The 16,792-nt window shown below is 56.0% G+C and carries 16 protein-coding genes and 3 pseudogenes; 11 read left to right on the top strand and 8 right to left on the bottom strand.

What is annotated here, in order from left to right; translation table 11 throughout:
- The first annotated feature begins 151 nt into the window (after positions 1-151).
- The 4 genes from ISN39_RS35320 to ISN39_RS35305 all read left to right on the top strand — a co-directional run bounded on the left by ISN39_RS35320 (position 152) and on the right by ISN39_RS35305 (position 3,872).
- Positions 152-1,069 (top strand): isocitrate lyase/phosphoenolpyruvate mutase family protein, encoded by a 918-nt coding sequence (locus ISN39_RS35320; RefSeq protein ID WP_348652042.1) that lies wholly within the window; start codon positions 152-154, stop codon positions 1,067-1,069.
- Between the two features lie 383 nt (positions 1,070-1,452).
- Positions 1,453-2,217, top strand: a complete 765-nt coding sequence (locus ISN39_RS35315; protein ID WP_194732528.1) for an aspartate kinase — start codon at positions 1,453-1,455, stop codon at positions 2,215-2,217.
- Complete coding sequence (locus ISN39_RS35310) at positions 2,207-3,028, top strand: nucleoside-diphosphate kinase (RefSeq protein ID WP_194732527.1); 822 nt, start codon at positions 2,207-2,209, stop codon at positions 3,026-3,028. Before ISN39_RS35315 ends, ISN39_RS35310 begins: the two co-directional genes overlap by 11 nt.
- 298 nt (positions 3,029-3,326) lie before the next feature.
- Positions 3,327-3,872 (top strand): hypothetical protein, encoded by a 546-nt coding sequence (locus ISN39_RS35305; protein WP_194732526.1) that lies wholly within the window; start codon positions 3,327-3,329, stop codon positions 3,870-3,872.
- A gap of 297 nt (positions 3,873-4,169) precedes the next feature.
- On the opposite strand, the gene ISN39_RS35300 is transcribed toward ISN39_RS35305, so the two are convergent.
- Positions 4,170-4,973, bottom strand: a complete 804-nt coding sequence (locus ISN39_RS35300) for a MurR/RpiR family transcriptional regulator (RefSeq protein WP_194732525.1) — start codon at positions 4,971-4,973, stop codon at positions 4,170-4,172.
- 891 nt (positions 4,974-5,864) lie between these two features.
- On the opposite strand from ISN39_RS35300, the gene ISN39_RS35295 reads away from it, so the two are divergent.
- From ISN39_RS35295 to ISN39_RS35275, 5 genes are all read left to right on the top strand, one after another.
- Positions 5,865-6,176, top strand: a complete 312-nt coding sequence (locus ISN39_RS35295) for an ATP-binding cassette domain-containing protein (RefSeq protein ID WP_246763627.1) — start codon at positions 5,865-5,867, stop codon at positions 6,174-6,176.
- A complete protein-coding gene (locus ISN39_RS35290) occupies positions 6,142-6,969 on the top strand; it encodes a metallophosphoesterase (protein WP_194732524.1) in 828 nt (275 codons plus the stop codon). Before ISN39_RS35295 ends, ISN39_RS35290 begins: the two co-directional genes overlap by 35 nt.
- Positions 6,966-7,712: an HAD family phosphatase gene (locus ISN39_RS35285; RefSeq protein ID WP_194732523.1), complete on the top strand. Its 747-nt coding sequence runs from the start codon at positions 6,966-6,968 to the stop codon at positions 7,710-7,712. The genes ISN39_RS35290 and ISN39_RS35285 overlap by 4 nt, the downstream gene beginning before the upstream one ends.
- Positions 7,713-7,792: 80 nt before the next feature.
- Positions 7,793-8,641, top strand: a complete 849-nt coding sequence (locus ISN39_RS35280; RefSeq protein ID WP_194732522.1) for a MurR/RpiR family transcriptional regulator — start codon at positions 7,793-7,795, stop codon at positions 8,639-8,641.
- Between the two features lie 293 nt (positions 8,642-8,934).
- Positions 8,935-10,413, top strand: a complete 1,479-nt coding sequence (locus tag ISN39_RS35275; protein WP_194732521.1) for a sulfatase-like hydrolase/transferase — start codon at positions 8,935-8,937, stop codon at positions 10,411-10,413.
- Positions 10,414-10,725: 312 nt separating this feature from the next.
- Here the strand turns inward: ISN39_RS35275 and ISN39_RS35270 are convergent, their stop codons facing one another.
- Positions 10,726-11,586, bottom strand: coding sequence for a sulfotransferase domain-containing protein (locus tag ISN39_RS35270; protein ID WP_194732520.1), 861 nt, complete (start codon positions 11,584-11,586; stop codon positions 10,726-10,728).
- 323 nt (positions 11,587-11,909) lie between these two features.
- Here ISN39_RS35270 and ISN39_RS35265 point away from each other — a divergent pair.
- Positions 11,910-12,078 (top strand): annotated as a pseudogene (locus ISN39_RS35265) (IS6 family transposase); the annotation flags it as partial.
- 75 nt (positions 12,079-12,153) lie between these two features.
- On the opposite strand, the gene ISN39_RS35260 reads toward ISN39_RS35265, so the two are convergent.
- Together ISN39_RS35260 and ISN39_RS35255 are read right to left on the bottom strand one after the other, a co-directional pair.
- A complete protein-coding gene (locus ISN39_RS35260; protein ID WP_194732519.1) occupies positions 12,154-12,555 on the bottom strand; it encodes a type II toxin-antitoxin system VapC family toxin in 402 nt (133 codons plus the stop codon).
- Positions 12,552-12,806, bottom strand: a complete 255-nt coding sequence (locus tag ISN39_RS35255; protein ID WP_194732518.1) for an antitoxin — start codon at positions 12,804-12,806, stop codon at positions 12,552-12,554. The genes ISN39_RS35260 and ISN39_RS35255 overlap by 4 nt, the downstream gene beginning before the upstream one ends.
- 455 nt (positions 12,807-13,261) lie before the next feature.
- Between ISN39_RS35255 and ISN39_RS37510 the strand changes: the two are divergent.
- Positions 13,262-13,448 (top strand): annotated as a pseudogene (locus ISN39_RS37510) (IS21 family transposase); the annotation flags it as partial.
- Between the two features lie 138 nt (positions 13,449-13,586).
- On the opposite strand, the pseudogene ISN39_RS37505 reads toward ISN39_RS37510, so the two are convergent.
- The 4 genes and pseudogenes from ISN39_RS37505 to ISN39_RS35240 form a co-directional block, all read right to left on the bottom strand.
- Positions 13,587-13,739: pseudogene (locus tag ISN39_RS37505) on the bottom strand (IS21 family transposase); the annotation flags it as partial.
- Between the two features lie 217 nt (positions 13,740-13,956).
- Complete coding sequence (locus ISN39_RS35250) at positions 13,957-14,643, bottom strand: HAD family hydrolase (RefSeq protein WP_194732517.1); 687 nt, start codon at positions 14,641-14,643, stop codon at positions 13,957-13,959.
- Complete coding sequence (locus ISN39_RS35245; RefSeq protein WP_194732516.1) at positions 14,640-15,449, bottom strand: phosphodiesterase; 810 nt, start codon at positions 15,447-15,449, stop codon at positions 14,640-14,642. The genes ISN39_RS35250 and ISN39_RS35245 overlap by 4 nt, the downstream gene beginning before the upstream one ends.
- 62 nt (positions 15,450-15,511) lie before the next feature.
- The gene (locus ISN39_RS35240; RefSeq protein ID WP_194732515.1) at positions 15,512-16,768 is read right to left on the bottom strand and encodes an ABC transporter substrate-binding protein; all 1,257 of its coding nucleotides are present in this window, start codon (positions 16,766-16,768) and stop codon (positions 15,512-15,514) included.
- Between the last annotated feature and the right edge of the window lie 24 nt (positions 16,769-16,792).

Below are 16,792 nucleotides of genomic sequence, written 5' to 3'. Positions count from 1 at the left end.
TGAATCGCCATTTTAACGGGCGAATTTGACGCGCTTAAGACGGCAATTCGACTGGCCGCCCTAAGGCTGTGTTTCCGTCGGCGACTGGAACGAAATCTCAGGTCTCGATTGACGACTCAGGCGTGGCCCAACCGCGTCGACAGACCATCACTTGCCAAGTCAGTTCGTCATTGCGGATATATTTTTTGATATATTTGTATTTATGTTCAGTATGTTAGTTGCTTTTTCTGGGAAGGAGGCTCACCTTCAGTTCAAAGAAGGAGCCATCACAATGAACCAGGCGTCTACATCTTCGGCGAACGCCGAATTGTTATCGGCCAACAGCTCATCGATGATCTTTCGTAACCTCATTCTTTCAAGCGGCCTCACATTTTTGACGGAAGCCCATGACTGCCTTTCGGCGGTGATCGCCGAAAGTGCCGAGTTCAAGGGCCTTTGGGCGTCCGGGCGTTCGATCTATTCAGCTCTCGGCTATCGGGATGCCCGCGAAGTGCACTGGACCCAGATCGTCAACATCGTCGGCCGCATGTGCGACGCAATCAATATCCCTGTCCTTGTCGATTGCGACAGCGGTCTTTTCGAAGACGCCTGTTTTGTGGCACGCAAGCTTGAGGAATGCGGTGCCGCCGGAATCTGCCTTGATGGAAAACGCTTTCCGAAGATGAACTCTTTTGACGGGGACAGTTACCCCTTGGCCGCTATCGAGGATTTTTCCGGTCATCTGAAGGCTGTTAAGAATACGACTGGACCGGACTTCGTCCTCGTTGCCCGCGTCGAAACCCAAATCGCTTGCCATGGATTGGACGCAACGATGGCTTGCGCCGATGCCTGTGCGGAGGCCGGCGCCGACGCCATCCTGATCCATTCCCGCAAAGTTGTCCCGGATGATATTCTGGACTTTGCCAGAGAGTGGAACAACAGGTTGCCGGTCGTCATCGTCCCGACGGGATATTACAGGGCACCCGTCTCAGTTTACCGCGACGCCGGTATCTCGACCGTGATCTGGGCTGACCATTCCATGCGGGCAATGGTTGTCGGGATGCGCGAGATCTCCGGCTGCATTCAATAGGAAGGAAGCATTGCAGCCATCAACGACCAAGTTGCCGGCCAGCGAGCTGTTCAACTAATCGTCGCGACGAGCAAAGGTTGGCCGAGGAGCGCTACCTGCGACCGCTGAGGGCACGGTTCTTAGGACATCATCGTAAGAATCGTCCGATTAGGATCCGGAGATCGCATAAGCTTGCGCAATGAACAAGCTCATCTAGTTTCTAAGTATCTGCCGGACGTCCGCGGAAGTGGTCAGAATGGTGTCCTCCAAACATTATGAGAATAGGAAGGGTGGCTTTTCTGTGTGCCGCAGATCGCCCAAAAAAGGTGCGGGCGGCGGCTTTAAGCCATACTTCGAGAAATCCCAGGATCGTGCTTGTTGCTTCGGATTGGGGGGGCTAGGAAATGGACGGCGCAATTACAGGATTTCCGCCATACGGCTTTTCGGCTGTTGTAAAGTTCGGCGGGAGCATCATGCGCGATCTTGCAGTATGCAAGCACGCTGTAGCCGAACTCGAGCGTCTTGCCGATCATGGTCATAGAATTCTGGTTGTTCCCGGCGGCGGCATCCCGGACAAAGCAATAGAGGCGATCGATGCGGCAGCTTCATTAACTCCATCAACCGCGCATCATGCGTGCGCTCTGGCGCAGGACCAAACCGGATACATGCTTGCTGACCCTGCCTTCTCTTCCAAGCTGGTCCCATCGGCGAGCCTGGGCGAATGCCGAGCTGTCGCGAAAGACGGGAAAGTCCCAGTCCTACTGCCTTCCCGCTTGCTATTTGCGGCTGACCCAGTGGAATGGACCTGGCACATCACATCCGACGCCGTGGCCGCGTGGATAGCTTGGCTTACTAGCACGCCGAGGCTGGTGATTTGGACGAGTGTGGATGGCGTGCATCGCGGTGGCGCGATAGATGATCCTGCCGCACTCGTAGAACAGATTACCGCCCAAGACCTTGTCCGTTTCGGCCACACATCGATTGATGCATGTGCCGTCGATTTCATGGCGCAGAAGCATCTCCCCGGCGCCGTAATTAACGCTCGGTATCCAGCACGTCTCGCCGACTGGCTCGCAGGGAGGCCCGTCAAAGCCACCAACATTACGGTGAATCGAAGCGAAGAAGCGCGTATCGACTCTCAAATCATGGGGATACATAATGGCCTCTAGTGCGCTGATAGTCTATGGCCCAGAGGTCGCACGATCTGATCTTACCTGCCTGCTCGACGACTTTATTCGCCAGCGAACCGGTCTTGAACTCGCGGAACGGTTCTTCTCACTTCATAGTCGTGGATCGATTGACGCATTCTATTCGTTGACAGGTTCGACCGGAGGGAGGCACTGGCCACTCGTGCTGGACTTATTTGACATGCGTCCGGTTTGCGTCACAATCTGGAGCGGACCAAATGCGCTGCCACTCTCGCAAGAACTTAAGGGTAACAGTCAGCCAGCCCAGGCTAGGAGTGGCACCGTACGCAGTCTTTTTTTCTGCGACAACCCGGTGACGAACCTCGTCCATGTGAGCGACAGTGATGAAATAATGAAGGCCGAGCTGGGAATACTTCGGACACGTTTCATGGGTGACGAAGTGGCCGCTTGGAATTCTCTCAACTCGGGCTGCATCGCCCATTCATCTTTCCAAATGTTGCTAAAAGTTCTCAGCGGCAGGGGCGGTACACGGAGGCTGGACAATTGGAGTGACGGTAGCGCCGTTGCTCACGCGCGCTTCTGTTACAGGAGAGCAGTCCTGCTCGCACTGAAGTCGGGGCTGACATCGACGGTCCAAGATTACCTTCGTGGCGATCGCGCCGGCTTAGAAGGCCTCATCCGGCACGCATCTCTCCTCTCGTCTTGGGACCGCCTTATCCTCGAGGCCGGTCTGTATTCGATGCCTCTCTGGAATTGCCTTCTCGGTCAAAGACGTCGAACTGTGGGGCCAGTCAGCGACGATTATCGCGTCCACATCGGCGAGAACATATGAATGAACTGAATGGAATCAGGACAAAACTCACGGCAAGCCAACAGCAAACCTCCCGCGGCAGATGGAGAGTTCGAGTTGGACCTGATCTTACGAGAGGGTGTTTTCCTCCGAAGATTTCCAGAGTTGGCGTTGGATTAGCGAGAACTTTCCCCCGTTCGCCGGCACTAACGCCCGTGACGACCTTCTCGAACAAATCACAGCTGAGAACGATCACTTCGTTGATGCTGGGGTCCGGGACGTATCTCAAAGTGGACGTAATATATAGGCTGTTCTCATTATTCCGGAAGGCGACGAGCCTATGATTTCCGACCTTCTCCGGACTGCTCTAGCCGCCATTTCGTCCAATCGATCACAAGATAGCTGGCTCGCTGGAAGCAGCGTCCTTTCGCAATTCATCCAGCGTGTGCCAAACGATGTTGACATTCATCATGTCGATCCTGCCGCATTTACAGACGCTGTGGACAAGGATTGCAGGTCCCTTGCGGATCTGGGCTTCCTGATAGTGTCAGGGCAGTCTACTGTCTCGGAGCTGGAAATTGTGTTCTCTGGATTGGAAGGGGTCTTGGCAATGAATTGGGTTCTTGTACAGGAACGGCCAAGGGCAATAATAGAAGATCCGCACCTGGGGACCCGGGCAAGCTTTTCGGACGTCATCGCGCAAAAGATCGAAATGTACTCAGAGAACCTTCATTCGAAGCATAGGAATGATCTCCTAGCTCTTTTGGAACACTCCGCCTCAATGGCAGCCGAGATCAGCCCGGATAAGCTCGCCGCTGACCTCTCCGCGGTCGGACTTGCAGTATCTTCATCAACATACCCAACCGGTCCGGCCCGCATCAACTAGAGATATGCGAGCTCTCGATCCAGTAGTAGCCGACTGCGGCGGAATGTCTATTGGATTGCTCTATGGGTTGGAGTTGCATTTGTCTCACGACGTCGGCGGGCCTGGCTTTAGCCTTCGACGTGAGCGTCCACGACACGCGATGACACCAGCATACCTCGCTTGCAAAGAGGAGAACGCTACAAGATACCTCTCGCATTTCTACCGGTGCAGGCGGTTGGCTTCTCCTTTTTCCTTTGGTCCGCTTCCCCGCCCGCTCCGACACCGCATCTGCCGCTCTGTGCCTGTCCCTCGGTTGTACTACTTATCCGGATTCCCCGCGCCGGTTGATACAGCTTCCGCCTCCTCCACACACTGGCCGAGATATTCACTCAGTAGTACTACGGACGGCACATGCATGACTGACCCAGGTACCGGCCAAGCGCCGATCGGAGTAAATAGGATTACCTCGTCTGCGGCCCCAGCCACCGCGCCGCATGCAAGGGTTGTAATGGCAATCGTGTATGCTCCGGCTTTGCGCGCGATATCCAGAAAGTTCTTGGTTTCCGCGGTGTGGCCCGACGAGGAGACGCCAATTGCAAGACTCGATGGGTCAAGCGCTCGCGCCAGACCATGGGTCATGCTTGCGGAACCCGAGGAATGCACGGGGAGTCCCAGCCAAATCAGCCGCATCGCCAAAATGTCGGCGCAGATGGACGACGACCCCGTACCGAACACTTCGACGCGTCGGGCCGCTCGGACACGATTGGCAAGATCACATATTTGAAGCTCGTCAAAACCTTGAGCGGACGCAGCGATCGAGTTCTGTATCGCAGTACTGAGAGCGGCGACCCGCGGCGCAAGGCTTACATCTTCCGGTGCGACGGGTCTGGCCAATCCAAATGCCTTCCGCCGCTCAATTTCACCGCTAAGTGCAATCTTAAACTCGCGAAATCCAGAGAATCCGAGCATTCGGCAAAATCGTATTATCGAGGCAGAACCGCTCCCGGTGTTGCGTGCAAGATCAGCTATGGACAGCGCTAGCACAGCCTCGGGGTCCTTAAAGATAGAAAATGCTATACGCGCAAGCGCATTCGGAGCGGTATTGATCGCATCACTGATCATGTCTAGCAGCAGTCGGCGTGCCTGTCGTGGCTCTTGCATATTTTAAACTGTCCGCTTGAATCGAAAGTTGGCCACTGAAAGCAAGTAGCGAAGTTATGAATATCTGAACTGCTGCTGATGCTTTCATTGACCCAGATCAATGACGAGGCTGATGTACGGTTTCGCGCGCAGTTACACGCAACACCTCCTGGCGCAGGTGCGGTCGGATCAGCATACCGAGCAGATTCGCCGTCTCGGTCAAATTGCAAGCAATCGTTCAGGCTCAGGCGTTTGCGGGTGAAAGCTCCTACCGCATCCCCGGTGGGTGCTTACAGCAGGTTTCCTGACATGTGAGGCTGCCTCATCCTTTCCTCCGCAAGTAGTGCCCATAGCGGCAGCAGGCGTGAGGAAGGGTCGCCAGTATTGGTCCTGGCCATGCCGCGATTGGCGCTCAACGGAATGCCGCGCCAGGTGCCGCTGACATCGCATGCATATGACTGTGGAAATGCGCAGTAACCCGGCGCGGTTAGCGCTCGACGCAACTTCCAGATTCGTTTGAAGCCCATCGCCATGCATTGGTTTCCGATAAAAAGTCAACTTTTGGCCCGTGGCAGCCTCCAGCCGCATCAAGTGAAGAAAAAATATCCCGGCTGACGAGGCTTTTGTTGGAAACGCTGCATCCACGGAGGGCGGCGCCCGTGAGCTGGCAACCCCAAACCCAACTGCCGCGACAATGGAAATAAATTCCAGTTGACATGAAACTGAAAATAAACTCCGTTATGTTGCTATTCGACGAAGTTTGACAAGCGGTGATGATATGGGGGCGACGCTTCAATTGATGGGGTTTCGAAAGCATTCGGTTCGACCGAAGTGCTTAAACAGATTGCTATCGATTTTCAGGCAGGAGCATTCATGTCTCTTCTCGGCCCGTCGGGATGTGGAAAATCAACCCTCTTGCGGATTGTTGCGGGCTTCGAGGCGCAGGACCGCGGCACGGTTTCGCTTGACGGGCTGGCCGTGGACCATCTCGCTCCAAGGGCGCGCGACCTGGCGATGGTTTTCCAGAGGCGTGCGCAGCGTGAAATCATCGATCAGGTCCAGCGCGGAACTCTGTCCCCGGATGAAGGCCTGAAAGAGATGGTCACAACGACAAACAGCCTCATCAATCGACCGTTTCGCAATCTTTCCCTTGCCCAGCTCCGTGCAGGAGTCTGGTCCTCGTAAGTGTCGAGCAATGCAAAAAATCATTCACATAACCGACCCCCATTTAGTCGCAGCTGACAAGATGCTTTACGGCATCGATCCGGCGCAGAGATTGCGTGACACCTTGGCGCATGTCTCAAGCATACACTCAGATGCGAAGCTCATCCTGGTAACCGGCGATCTTGCCGATACGGGCGATCCGGCCGCGTACGCCCTCTTACGCGAAATTTTGTCGGAGGTTCGGCTGCCTGTTTATTTGACGATGGGCAATCATGATGATCGCAGTGCGTTTCGAGGCGTTTTCGGTGGAGAAGGCTTCGTGCAGGCGGCAATCGATCTCGACGATTGGCGCGTGGTCCTGCTCGACACGAAGGACGACATAAGCCATTTCGGTTGTCTCGACGGCGGCCGGTTTGAATGGCTCGAAGAGCAGCTTGTTCACGCCGCCGGTCGCCCAGTCGTGGTCGCTATGCATCATACGCCTGGGGACCTGCATGTGCCTTGCTTCCGAATGGGCGGTATGAAGGAGATCGATCGGTTCTTCTCCATCGCTAGGCGGCAGGGGTCGGTTCGACACATGCTTTGCGGTCATCGGCATGTCGCAGCGGCGGGGAGTTTGTCGGGGATACCTTTCACGGCCAGCCGAGGTACGGCGCAGCATATCGTCCTCGACTGGGAACAGTATAGTAAGCCGATATTTGTTGCTGCCACGCCCTCATACGATGTCGTCATGTTGGATGGGATCGATGTCGTCGTCCATCGTCACGAGGGCCTTGAGCTGTTGCCCGTCATTCGCCCCGGTGACCCGAAATGACCGCTACACCCTCAATCACAGCTTTCACTCGACCTCGGCCTCGACTGATCATCTTTGATTTTGACGGAACCCTTGCAGAAACGGAAATCATAGCGTCTGAGGTAACCGCGAAAAAGCTCGCCGCGCAAGGCATCGATGCGCATCCGGATGAAATTACGAGCGTGCTCTCCGGAATTAAGCGGGACGATCTACAGCCTCGTCTAGAAAGCTATTTCGGTGTCAACTTGCCAACAAATTTCATGGAAGCGGTCGAAATGGAAATCCAGCATGCCGCTTCTACGAGGCTACCGGCAACACCTGGCGCGATAGAGGTGCTTGAATGGCTTAGCATTCCCTTTTGTGTCGCATCAAATACATCTCGCTTCGATCTCATCCGGCGTATGAGGGCCGCTAATCTCCTGGGGCTCGTTGGGCCGCGGTTCTTCTCCTCCGATGACATCGGCGTCCGCAAGCCCGACCCTTCCGTGCTGCTTTTGGCAGCGGAAGTGATGGGCGTATGCCCGAGCGAATGTCTCGTCATCGAGGACAGCGTCAACGGCCTCAATGCTGCGCGGAACGCAAACATGCGCTATTGCGCATTCGGTGGCGCCCGCCACCATTCCGTTCAGTTGAGGGATATTCTGCGGACCTTTGAGCCCGAGGCACTGCTCCTGAACTTGGAGGAGCTCAAAGCCTTTCTTCACCCACAGCAGGAAGGTTGGCTGGATCTTGAAGGCTTGGCGCTCTGCCGTGCGAAACGTTGAGCTATACGATCGTTGATATGCAGGAATGGTGATGTGATGAGACAAGATCTGGAATGCACGGGGACCCTACGGACAAGACAATGAAGAACGCGAACTTATCACCAACTTTGGTGCGGAATGCAGTATACGACCTGGTCACCAGCGGACCGAGCTCGCAATCAAGGATCGCGCATTACATCGCCCAGAACCCAGAAGTCGTCGGAGATCTATCAATCTCCGAACTCGCCAGGCTGACCAGCAGCGGGGAAGCGTCGATCGTGCGATTTTGCCGTACACTCGGCTTTTCTGGATTTCGCGAGTTCAGGATGGCGTTCACCGGAGAGATTGAGCGCGACAAAGCCCGGCGAGCAACGCAGTACCTCGGCAGTGAAGATAAACATGTAAGGCCGGAAATTGCCAACCTGAGCGCTGCTCTCCAGCATTCCGTAGCGGCCTCAGCTCGACTTCTCGACTATGAACAGATCAAGGGCGTAACGAAGAGGTTGCGAAGTGCGACGCGCGTTGAAGCCTTTGGCATGGGCGTATCTGCAATCTGTGCTGAGCTATTGACGCATCGCTTGATCTGGCTCGGGATCCCTATTCATTCAACCGGTACCGTGAATATAGCGCGCGGTCTGGCACACGGACTTGATGCTTCGAATTTTGCTATCGGCATTTCCTATGAGGGAATGAGCGAGGAGACTGTAGCTTTTCTGAGGACGGCTCGCGGCAGAGGTGCGGATACGCTCGCAATCACCACACGTGAAAAATCCGCGATCACCGAAGTTGCCGATGAGGTTTTATTGTTGAGCTCCGCAGGCCCTTGGCCGGAAGCTGGATCGGCAAGGCTCATACCTTCAATGGCGCTCTTGAGTGAATGCATCGCCGAGTGCCTGAAGGGGCACAAGAACATTTCCAGTCTTACCCCGCACTCGAACAGGAAACCCTAGGCGATGGTGGTGCCAACACCTATCGGATGGATGCTTCCGACACCCACATCGCACAGCAGATCGTGTTGAATTTCGCCTAACAACCGCACGCCGCGAAGGATTGTGTTTCTGGCGGCGAGAGGCGGTTGTTGGGAGCAAAGCCCCGCAGGCTGCCCTGGATGATGCTCAGGCCGACATCGAAGGCATCGTCAAGCGCGCCGGATATTGAAGTAATCCCGAAAATGCCTCCACCGGCACGCTGATGCGGTGCCGGTGGTCACGATTTTTTGAATTCAACGCGTGGGGAACGAGAGTTGAGCAACTATAATATCGTCTGGATTTGCAGTGACCAGCAACGGTGGGACACATTGCAATGTCTGGGGTTCAAGGGCACGCAAACTCCCAATATCGACCGGCTAGCTGCGAGGGGCACTGCTTTTGCTCGCGCATATAGCCAGAGCCCCATCTGCACGCCGAGCCGGACGAGCTTCCTGACGGGGATGTATCCGATCGCGCACCAGGTGCATCAGAACGGTGCAGGTGCCTTTCCGTCGCATCTGCGTTTAATCCCGAAACTGATGGCAAATGCGGGCTACTACACAGGTCACATCGGAAAGCTGCATCTGTCCGCCACTCGGCAAATGATAGAAAAGCGTCCTGACGACGGATATGCCGAGTTTTACTGGAGCCCTGAGCCATTTCCGGAGTGGTCGGGCGACCACGACTATCATGCCTGGTTATGGGATAAAGGGGTGGACCCCGAGACCTATTTCAAACCATATCAGCACCAGCACTATGGACCGGGGCCGGCAGCTGAGTACCGACAGGTTCGTTGGGCGGGCGATCGAGCTGAGCGTTTTATCAAGATGCATTCTGATCGCAGTTGGTACCTTGCTATCAACATCGACGCACCTCATCCGCCGCTCAATCCTCCGGAAGACTATCTGAGGCGTTTCAATTCGGCCGACATGCCAAACCCTGCCTTCAAGCCAATCGATCTTGAACACCAAAAGAAATTCGAGAAAGTGGATCAGCAGGCGAAGTTTGCGATCAATCCTTGGCGCGCGGCACATGGCGTGGGTGAAGCACACAATGATGGGCCGGCAGGCCCCACGCATGAAACGCCGCCCACAAGCTTCAATATATGGGAGATGAGAGCGGCCTACCACGCGGAAGTGGCTCAAGTCGACGATCTGGTCGGCCGCGTACTCGAGGTGCTGACGGAAACCGGACAGCTCGATCGCACGATCATCGTCTTCATGAGCGATCATGGTGATATGATGGGTGACCATGGCCTGCTCTACAAAGGCTGCCGGTTCTATGAGGGTGTGGTGCATGTACCACTTATAATTTCCGTGCCTGGCAGCTTAGTACATGGATCGGTGTCGAATGCCCTTGTCGAACTGGTCGATATTGCACCCACGTTACTTTCGTTGTCGGGGCTTGAGATCCCCAAGGCCATGCAGGGATTGTCACTCGATCAAATGCTGCTCGGCAACACCTCACTAGATTGCCATAAGCACTACGTGGTCAGTGAGTATTACAATTCCCTCCGTTTCCAGGGAAGCCGAGGCACACGGGCATCAATGTACTATGATGGCCGTTACAAACTAAATGTATATCATGATGTCGGAATAGGAGAGCTGTTCGATCATCAGAAGGATCCCAATGAACACTATGATCTTTGGAACAGCGTCCATCATAGGGACTTGAAAGCCTGCCTTTTAGAGAGCAGCTTTTCCGCAATGATGGTTAGAAGTGGATCAGGTCCAGAAAGGATCGAGGACTACTAGAGCTTTGAGTATCATGCGCCGGCGATTGAAGGCTTCCGGAATAAGGAACCCCACTATGACGTCGCCACGCCAAACTGACAGACTACGAATGGTCGATCATAGCGCCACTGCTGCCGAGCAAGCCTGGCGGCCTCCAAGCGTCGATATCGGCGCGCCCTGAACGGCGTCCTCTGCGTTTCCCGCACTGGCTCGCCATGGGCGCAAATTGCGAAACGTGACGGTTCCCAAACCAGACGACACAACCGGTTCGTTCGCCGGCGCAACCAAACCGCGAAACCATCTACGCGCGCGGTGCGACAGTAGCGAAATCTATCATGCGCCAAAGCCGAAACGCTCGTTCAATTCTGATCCACCGAACGTCATAAATCGCGCCTCGATCTCCGGATTCCAGTAAGCGTCCCAGGACGTTCTCCCGCCGGAGAAGGTGAAGGTCTGCTTTCCGATCAGTTGATCCAAGATTAGCTCGGGCTGCGGTGGTCGAATCTCGCAAAACTCTGCAACTTTGCGGATGGTTTCGAGCTGAACTTCCTTCCCGTGGTCACCTATGATCTGTTCGTAGGTCAATCCAAGAACATCAATCTCATCTGCCCACGGCGCCATTGGGTGACAACGTTCGTTGAAAATGAAGGGCGCGATCTCGTCGAAGTACTTTAGCATTTTGTCTTGCCCGTTCGGCTCATTGCGCCACTTGATCTCGGTCCTCCCGGGCGGACACCAATCGCTATCACCGACATACCGCATCTGCGATACGATTGCCGCCCGCATCTCGCGTGTGACAAAGATGACTTTGAAATCCGCCAAGCAACGACGGATCGCGATGTCGCAAGGCAGATGCCCATATCCAAACTGACCGGGTTGAACAAAGAGCGACGCTATCTCAATCGGTATCCGTAGGATATTTTCCGAATGAGTGAAGCGAGCTCTCTCGACATTTACAAAGCGGAAGTCTCCGAGATAGTCTCGATTGAAAAACACATCGGACTGTTCAAGCCCGAGCAGAGCAAGAAGACGGGCATATAGGTGGGTGCCCGCTTTCGGGATGGAACAAATCATAACCCGCGCGCTTGAGGGGCCGACGGTTGGTTTGATCGACCAAGCCCCATTTGAGCAGGGATAAAGTGGGAAGTTTAGACCTGTGATAGCGCGCACTTCTTCTGGAAGCGGGTGAAGCATGACAGTATCCACGATTTTGCAGCGTTGATATCTCAAACAGCCGGCAGCCAACATCGATACGCGGATTAGGTAACGTCATTCAGAAGAAAAGAAACCAACTAATTGATATAAATGGATAATATATATACAAATATACTTTTCTGAAGCAGCTGTTTGCGAGAATGCAGGCAGCAGAGAAGCGACTAAATTAAGGTGCGCATGAATATCTGGCCGCTCAGTATGATGCGTTTCACCGGACCGCGCCATCGTCTCGACCCCTTTTTCCCGGGACCGCATGCCGCCGAACGCGACCAAAGGAACTGTCCCCACAAATGTCGACGGCGCCGAAAATCGGCGGCTCCCAGTCATTCAACACCGCGCGTCGAACCATCGCCCAATTCTAGGTGATGCTGTGGCTGCGGAAAGGTTTCGGATTCAGGCGACTGGACCGTCAACGATCAGAACGATCTTCTTGCGCGCATCTTCGGACTGCAAAAAGTTAACAAAGCATGAATATCCGGGGTGGTCTGGCTGATCGTGGCATTAGGAGATCTTTGCGACGGGCCCCGAAGCCGTGTGCCGGCGCTTTCATTCGATCCAGTTCTCAATTGTCAGGTCAGGTATTCTGCTGAACTCGCCAACATTGGCAGTCACCAATGTTGTGCCGAGAGAGGAGGCATGCGCGGCGATCAGCAGGCCGTTGTGGCCAACGGTCCGCCCTTCCCGCTCGAGAGTGGCACGGATCGAGCCGTAGACGATGTCCGCGGGACCCTCCAGTGCAAGGACTGGAATTGCCGACAAGACCTCCTCTACCCGTTCCAGAAGCTTGGCCGAACCCTTCTTTGCGCATCCGTATCGCAACTCGGCCGCGACGATGATGCTGGTGCAAACGTTCTCGTCGCCGGCGCGCTGCAGATGCTTCGTTGCTAGCCCACCAGGATTGCGCACGAGATCGCTGATGATGTTCGTATCGAGCAGATAGCGCGTCAAAAAATTTCCTCCGGCTTTACCGGAGCGTCCTCGATATCCGGAAACTCCTCATCGAGGGGAGACCAGCTCGCAAGTAGGTTGAGCAATCCTGTGCTCGTGCGCACTGGCTCGATGACGAGACGATCGCCCTCACGGCTGATAACGACGCGCTCGCCCGGGAGCTCGAATTCGGCCGGAATTCGAATAGCCTGGCTGCGGTTATTACGAAATAGCCGAACCTCCTTCGAATCCGGCTGATGTGCGTGAACCATGTCGTTCTCCTTGTGTATATGTTTGTATATGCCAAATAATCGGATTATACAAATTCGAGCTCACTTAGCTGCGCGTCCCGCGATGTCGCAGAGGGGAGAAGCGGGGCCTGTCGCAAAGATCCCCTTATGCCACGATTAGCCAGAGAGCACGACCGGATTGGGGTTCCGTGGGCATTTCTGCAATTAATATCCGCAAGGGGTTTGGCGGATGTCGCGCAGCCCCGTCGCATGGTGAAGTTTCCACAGTTGAGATGCGGGTTTCGGTAATTCAAGGACAGGGATTCCATTAATTCCCGGACAGCGATGTCACTTAAATCCGGGACAGCATTCCGCTAATTCCCGGCAGTCTTTCGGCATTAAACATCGACTTTCGTACGCGCCGTTTTTGCCATTCTGAACCTCGATTTGAACGAGGGGCTGATGAATAGCGACGGAAGCAGGCGAGACTTAGTGACGTGAAGGACATTCGATCGATATTGCGACAGACGCACGAATAGGATTTTCGGTTCGTGCAATATCGGAACGGCTGAAGATCAGCAAAACGATCATTTCGGCCTACCTGCGCGCTGGTGAGGTCGGGCTGACGGGCTGGCAGTTGCCGCCTGGCCTGGACGATGTGGCATTCTGCAGCGCCGCCTGTTCCATAGTTCTAAAATGGCAGAAATTGACGTCCGTCCATCGTCCATGATCTTCGATTGAGAGCGCCTGCACGAAAGGCTTCGTCCATCCACGCCCGGCGCCGCTATGTGCTACGTGGCGCCAGTAGCAGTAATTCATGGCGCTGGCGCGTTGTTCGAACGCGGCGAAACGCTCACAGTACCATGCGTATCCGTAACCGTTAGGATGCCGCCCGCGATATTCCTGCCACAACAGCGTCAGCGTCACGCCATTTCGCTTCAGTTCACTGGCAATTGTCGCCCAGGGCGGCTCGGCATATCCTGGGGCGGTCGGCCGCCTTACTCATAATGAAGCACGCTCCATCGAAGTAGACCTTCGCGGCAATGCTCACGCCCCCTGCTCCATCGATAGGGTCAGCCTCGGATCTCTGCACTTCGCTTGAACGCATGACAAGCTGACGTTGTGACCGATCAGGCTCAGCGGTTGTCGTTCGCCGGCCCCTTAGGAAGAAGATGGTTGCGGCAGTTGGATTTTATCGTTCTGCAGCGGATATAGCCTGGCTCATCGTCAAGAACGAACCCAGCTCTTCAGCCGACCGCGCAACGACCGCAGCGCCGGCTGAGAGCAGTCGTTGACCGTGGTCATCGAAGCAGTGGGCACCCGCCGTAAAGCCGATGACCGTCATCCCGGCGGCTACGCCGGCTCGGACGCCGGCAATGCTGTCTTCCACAACGACACAGCGCGCGGCCTCGATTCCCATTTGCGCCGCGGCGAAGAGGAACAGGTCCGGAGCCGGCTTGCCGGCCTTTACCATGACGGAACTGAACACGTGAGGATCGAAGTGTCGCCACAGCCCCGTCAGTTCAAGACCCAGCTTCAGCTTGTCGGGGGCGCTGCTCGATGCGACGCAGCGTGGCAGCGGCAATTGATGCAAGAGCCGGTCGATCCCTTCGATGGCTTGCAGTTCCGTTCGGTAAGTTTCCTTGATGCGGGATTGCACGATGGTATCGAAGTCATTCGGCAGGGGACGGCCCCAGTCTTCCTCGACCATTTTTCGCATGGTCGCCGCCGACAGGCCGGTGAAGCGCAGAACCACATCAGAATACGACGTAGGATAGCCGATGCGGGTCAGTTCCTCAGCGTCGATGCGACTTGCCAGCGTCTCACTATCGATTAAGACGCCGTCGCAATCGAAGATGACCAGTTCACAAGGGGTCATTGCACGCCCTCCGGAACCAGACCTGCAGCGGAGACCTCAACCACGTGCCGGTCGTTGACTTCGAAACGATGCACCAGGACGCCCTCAGCATCGATCATCGCTATGTCGAAGGCCGGCGCATCCTCCACGAAGTCCGCGTCCCTGCGCTTGAAATTCGGAATGATCTGATGCGCCACGCCGCGGCTTGCGCTGAAGGGGATCCCACTCCAAGTTCCGCCGACATCGACATGCACATGACCGTGGAAGATGTGCCGCACATTACCGGCCTTTGCGATCTGCGGCATAATCTGGCGCCAGTTTTCCGTGTTCCAGGGCTCAAAATGCGGGAGGCCGATCGGCTGCAGCGGATGATGGGCGAGGAGATAGGCCGGCACATCCGGCTTCTCGGCCAGCCGCGCGAGCAGCCATTCGAGCCGGTCATCGCTCAAGGAGCCATGACCGAACCCTTCCACCAGGGTGTCGAGCAAGATGAGGCGTCCTGCCGAGCTTTCATGGACCGACTGGACAAAGCCGTTCTCATCGCGCGGCTCGTCTGGAAAGGCGCGTAGAAAGTTCTGACGACTGTCGTGGTTGCCGAGCAGAAGCCGGGTGGGTACGCGCAGGTCCCGCAGCACATCGCGCAGCAGTTCGTAGGAAGCGAAGTCTCCCTCGTCGGTGAGATCGCCGGTCACGACACAAAGCTCGGCGTCGGTGTGGTCACGGTTGATGCGCTCGATGGTCTTGCGCAGGCGTTCGGCAGGATCAAAACCGAAGAGCGTGGCGCCCGGCGGCACTAGGTGGAGGTCGGTCAGGTGAATGAGTTTCATGAGGTAAATCCGAAAAAAGAAGGGACGCCGCACAACATGCCGCGTCCCCAGGAGGGAGAGGATCAGTTGGTCTTCGGCAGAAGCGCACGAACCTGCGAAGCCATGTCTGCGAGAGCGGCTTCCGGTTCCTTGGAGCCGAGCGCGATGGCCGTCATCTCGTCGCGGAGGACCTGACCGATCTGAACGCCGTTATCACCGGGCCAGGAGAACCACGGGCGCGCGCGCGGCGTCTGCAGCACGCTGGTGTACCAGTTCGGATGCTTGTCGTAGAAGCCAGCGAGATGATCCTTGTCCAGCGCAAGCGTATTGGTCGGCATATAGCCGGTATTCGGCACGACAATGCTCTGGCCTTCAGGACTTGTGGCGAACTTGACGTAGTCCCAGGCAGCGGCGCGCTTGGCCGGATCGTCGGTGAGGATCACCGCAACCATGCCGCCAGTCGGCATCGTCGCATCTTCAGCGCCGAGCGGCTGCTTGGCCGTGCGGAGTGTGAACCGGTCTCCGATTTCACCTTCGAAACCGCTCACACTGCCGGCGGAGGCGAAGAAGAAGCCAAGCTTGCCGGATGTAAAGAGCTGGCGGGCAGCGGACTTGTCGATCGCCGGCTGAGTGCCTTCAGTATGGAAGCGCTTGAACAGCTCAACGGCTTTCTGGCCGGCGGGACCGTCAATAGCGATATCACTCTCCTTGTCGTTCATCATTTGGCCGCCGAAGTTGCGCACCAGGTTCTGCGTGGCCCAGTCGTCCGAGCCAAGCTGGTAATACATGCCGGATGTTCCGTCGCCGAGCGCTCCGATCTTGCCCGCGAGTGCAACGAAGCTGTCCCAGTCGGCCGGGATCTTGTCGGGATCGCCCCCAGCCTTCTTCACGAGATCGGCATTGTAATAAACGACCGGCGTCGACATGGCGAAGGGCAGACCGTAGAGATGGCCGTCGATCGTTGCGAGCGACAGGACCTGATCCGTGTAGCCGTTATCAATCAGGTGATCGGCGGCAACCAGATCGTCGATGGGCTTTACGAGCCCACGCGCGACGAGCGGACGCAGCACGTTGAAGCCGACGTAGTGAACGTTCGGCAATTCGCCCGCCATGCTCTGGCGGATTAGCGTCTGGACAGCTTCATCATAACTCGGCGCCGCAGCGCGGAAGTTGATCTTGATGTCCGGGTGCTCCGCCATGAAGCGATCGGCGATCGGCTTATGGATCACTTCGTGTTCTGGCCAGGCGTAATAGACGTCGAGTTTGGTCTCGGCTTGCGCCGGCGTGGCTGCTAGCGCCGTAGTGATACCGGCGGCAAGGATCATGGCAAGTGTTTTCACATTGCTCTCCTGAGGTTGAGATTT

Origin of the sequence: Rhizobium sp. 007 (assembly GCF_015353075.1) — a bacterium.
Classification (GTDB): Bacteria; Pseudomonadota; Alphaproteobacteria; order Rhizobiales; family Rhizobiaceae; genus Rhizobium.
This window is presented reverse-complemented; position numbering and strand designations above follow the sequence as displayed.

What these genes read in the sequence shown, in the direction of transcription:
- ISN39_RS35315 (WP_194732528.1), top strand. Translation starts at nt 1,453, where the DNA reads ATGGACGGCGCAATTACAGGATTTCCGCCATACGGCTTTTCGGCTGTT.
- ISN39_RS35310 (WP_194732527.1), top strand. Translation starts at nt 2,207, where the DNA reads ATGGCCTCTAGTGCGCTGATAGTCTATGGCCCAGAGGTCGCACGATCT.
- ISN39_RS35305 (WP_194732526.1), top strand. Translation starts at nt 3,327, where the DNA reads ATGATTTCCGACCTTCTCCGGACTGCTCTAGCCGCCATTTCGTCCAAT.
- ISN39_RS35300 (WP_194732525.1), bottom strand. Translation starts at nt 4,973, where the DNA reads ATGATCAGTGATGCGATCAATACCGCTCCGAATGCGCTTGCGCGTATA.
- ISN39_RS35295 (WP_246763627.1), top strand. Translation starts at nt 5,865, where the DNA reads ATGTCTCTTCTCGGCCCGTCGGGATGTGGAAAATCAACCCTCTTGCGG.
- ISN39_RS35285 (WP_194732523.1), top strand. Translation starts at nt 6,966, where the DNA reads ATGACCGCTACACCCTCAATCACAGCTTTCACTCGACCTCGGCCTCGA.
- ISN39_RS35280 (WP_194732522.1), top strand. Translation starts at nt 7,793, where the DNA reads ATGAAGAACGCGAACTTATCACCAACTTTGGTGCGGAATGCAGTATAC.
- ISN39_RS35270 (WP_194732520.1), bottom strand. Translation starts at nt 11,586, where the DNA reads ATGCTTCACCCGCTTCCAGAAGAAGTGCGCGCTATCACAGGTCTAAAC.
- ISN39_RS35255 (WP_194732518.1), bottom strand. Translation starts at nt 12,806, where the DNA reads ATGGTTCACGCACATCAGCCGGATTCGAAGGAGGTTCGGCTATTTCGT.
- ISN39_RS35250 (WP_194732517.1), bottom strand. Translation starts at nt 14,643, where the DNA reads ATGACCCCTTGTGAACTGGTCATCTTCGATTGCGACGGCGTCTTAATC.
- ISN39_RS35245 (WP_194732516.1), bottom strand. Translation starts at nt 15,449, where the DNA reads ATGAAACTCATTCACCTGACCGACCTCCACCTAGTGCCGCCGGGCGCC.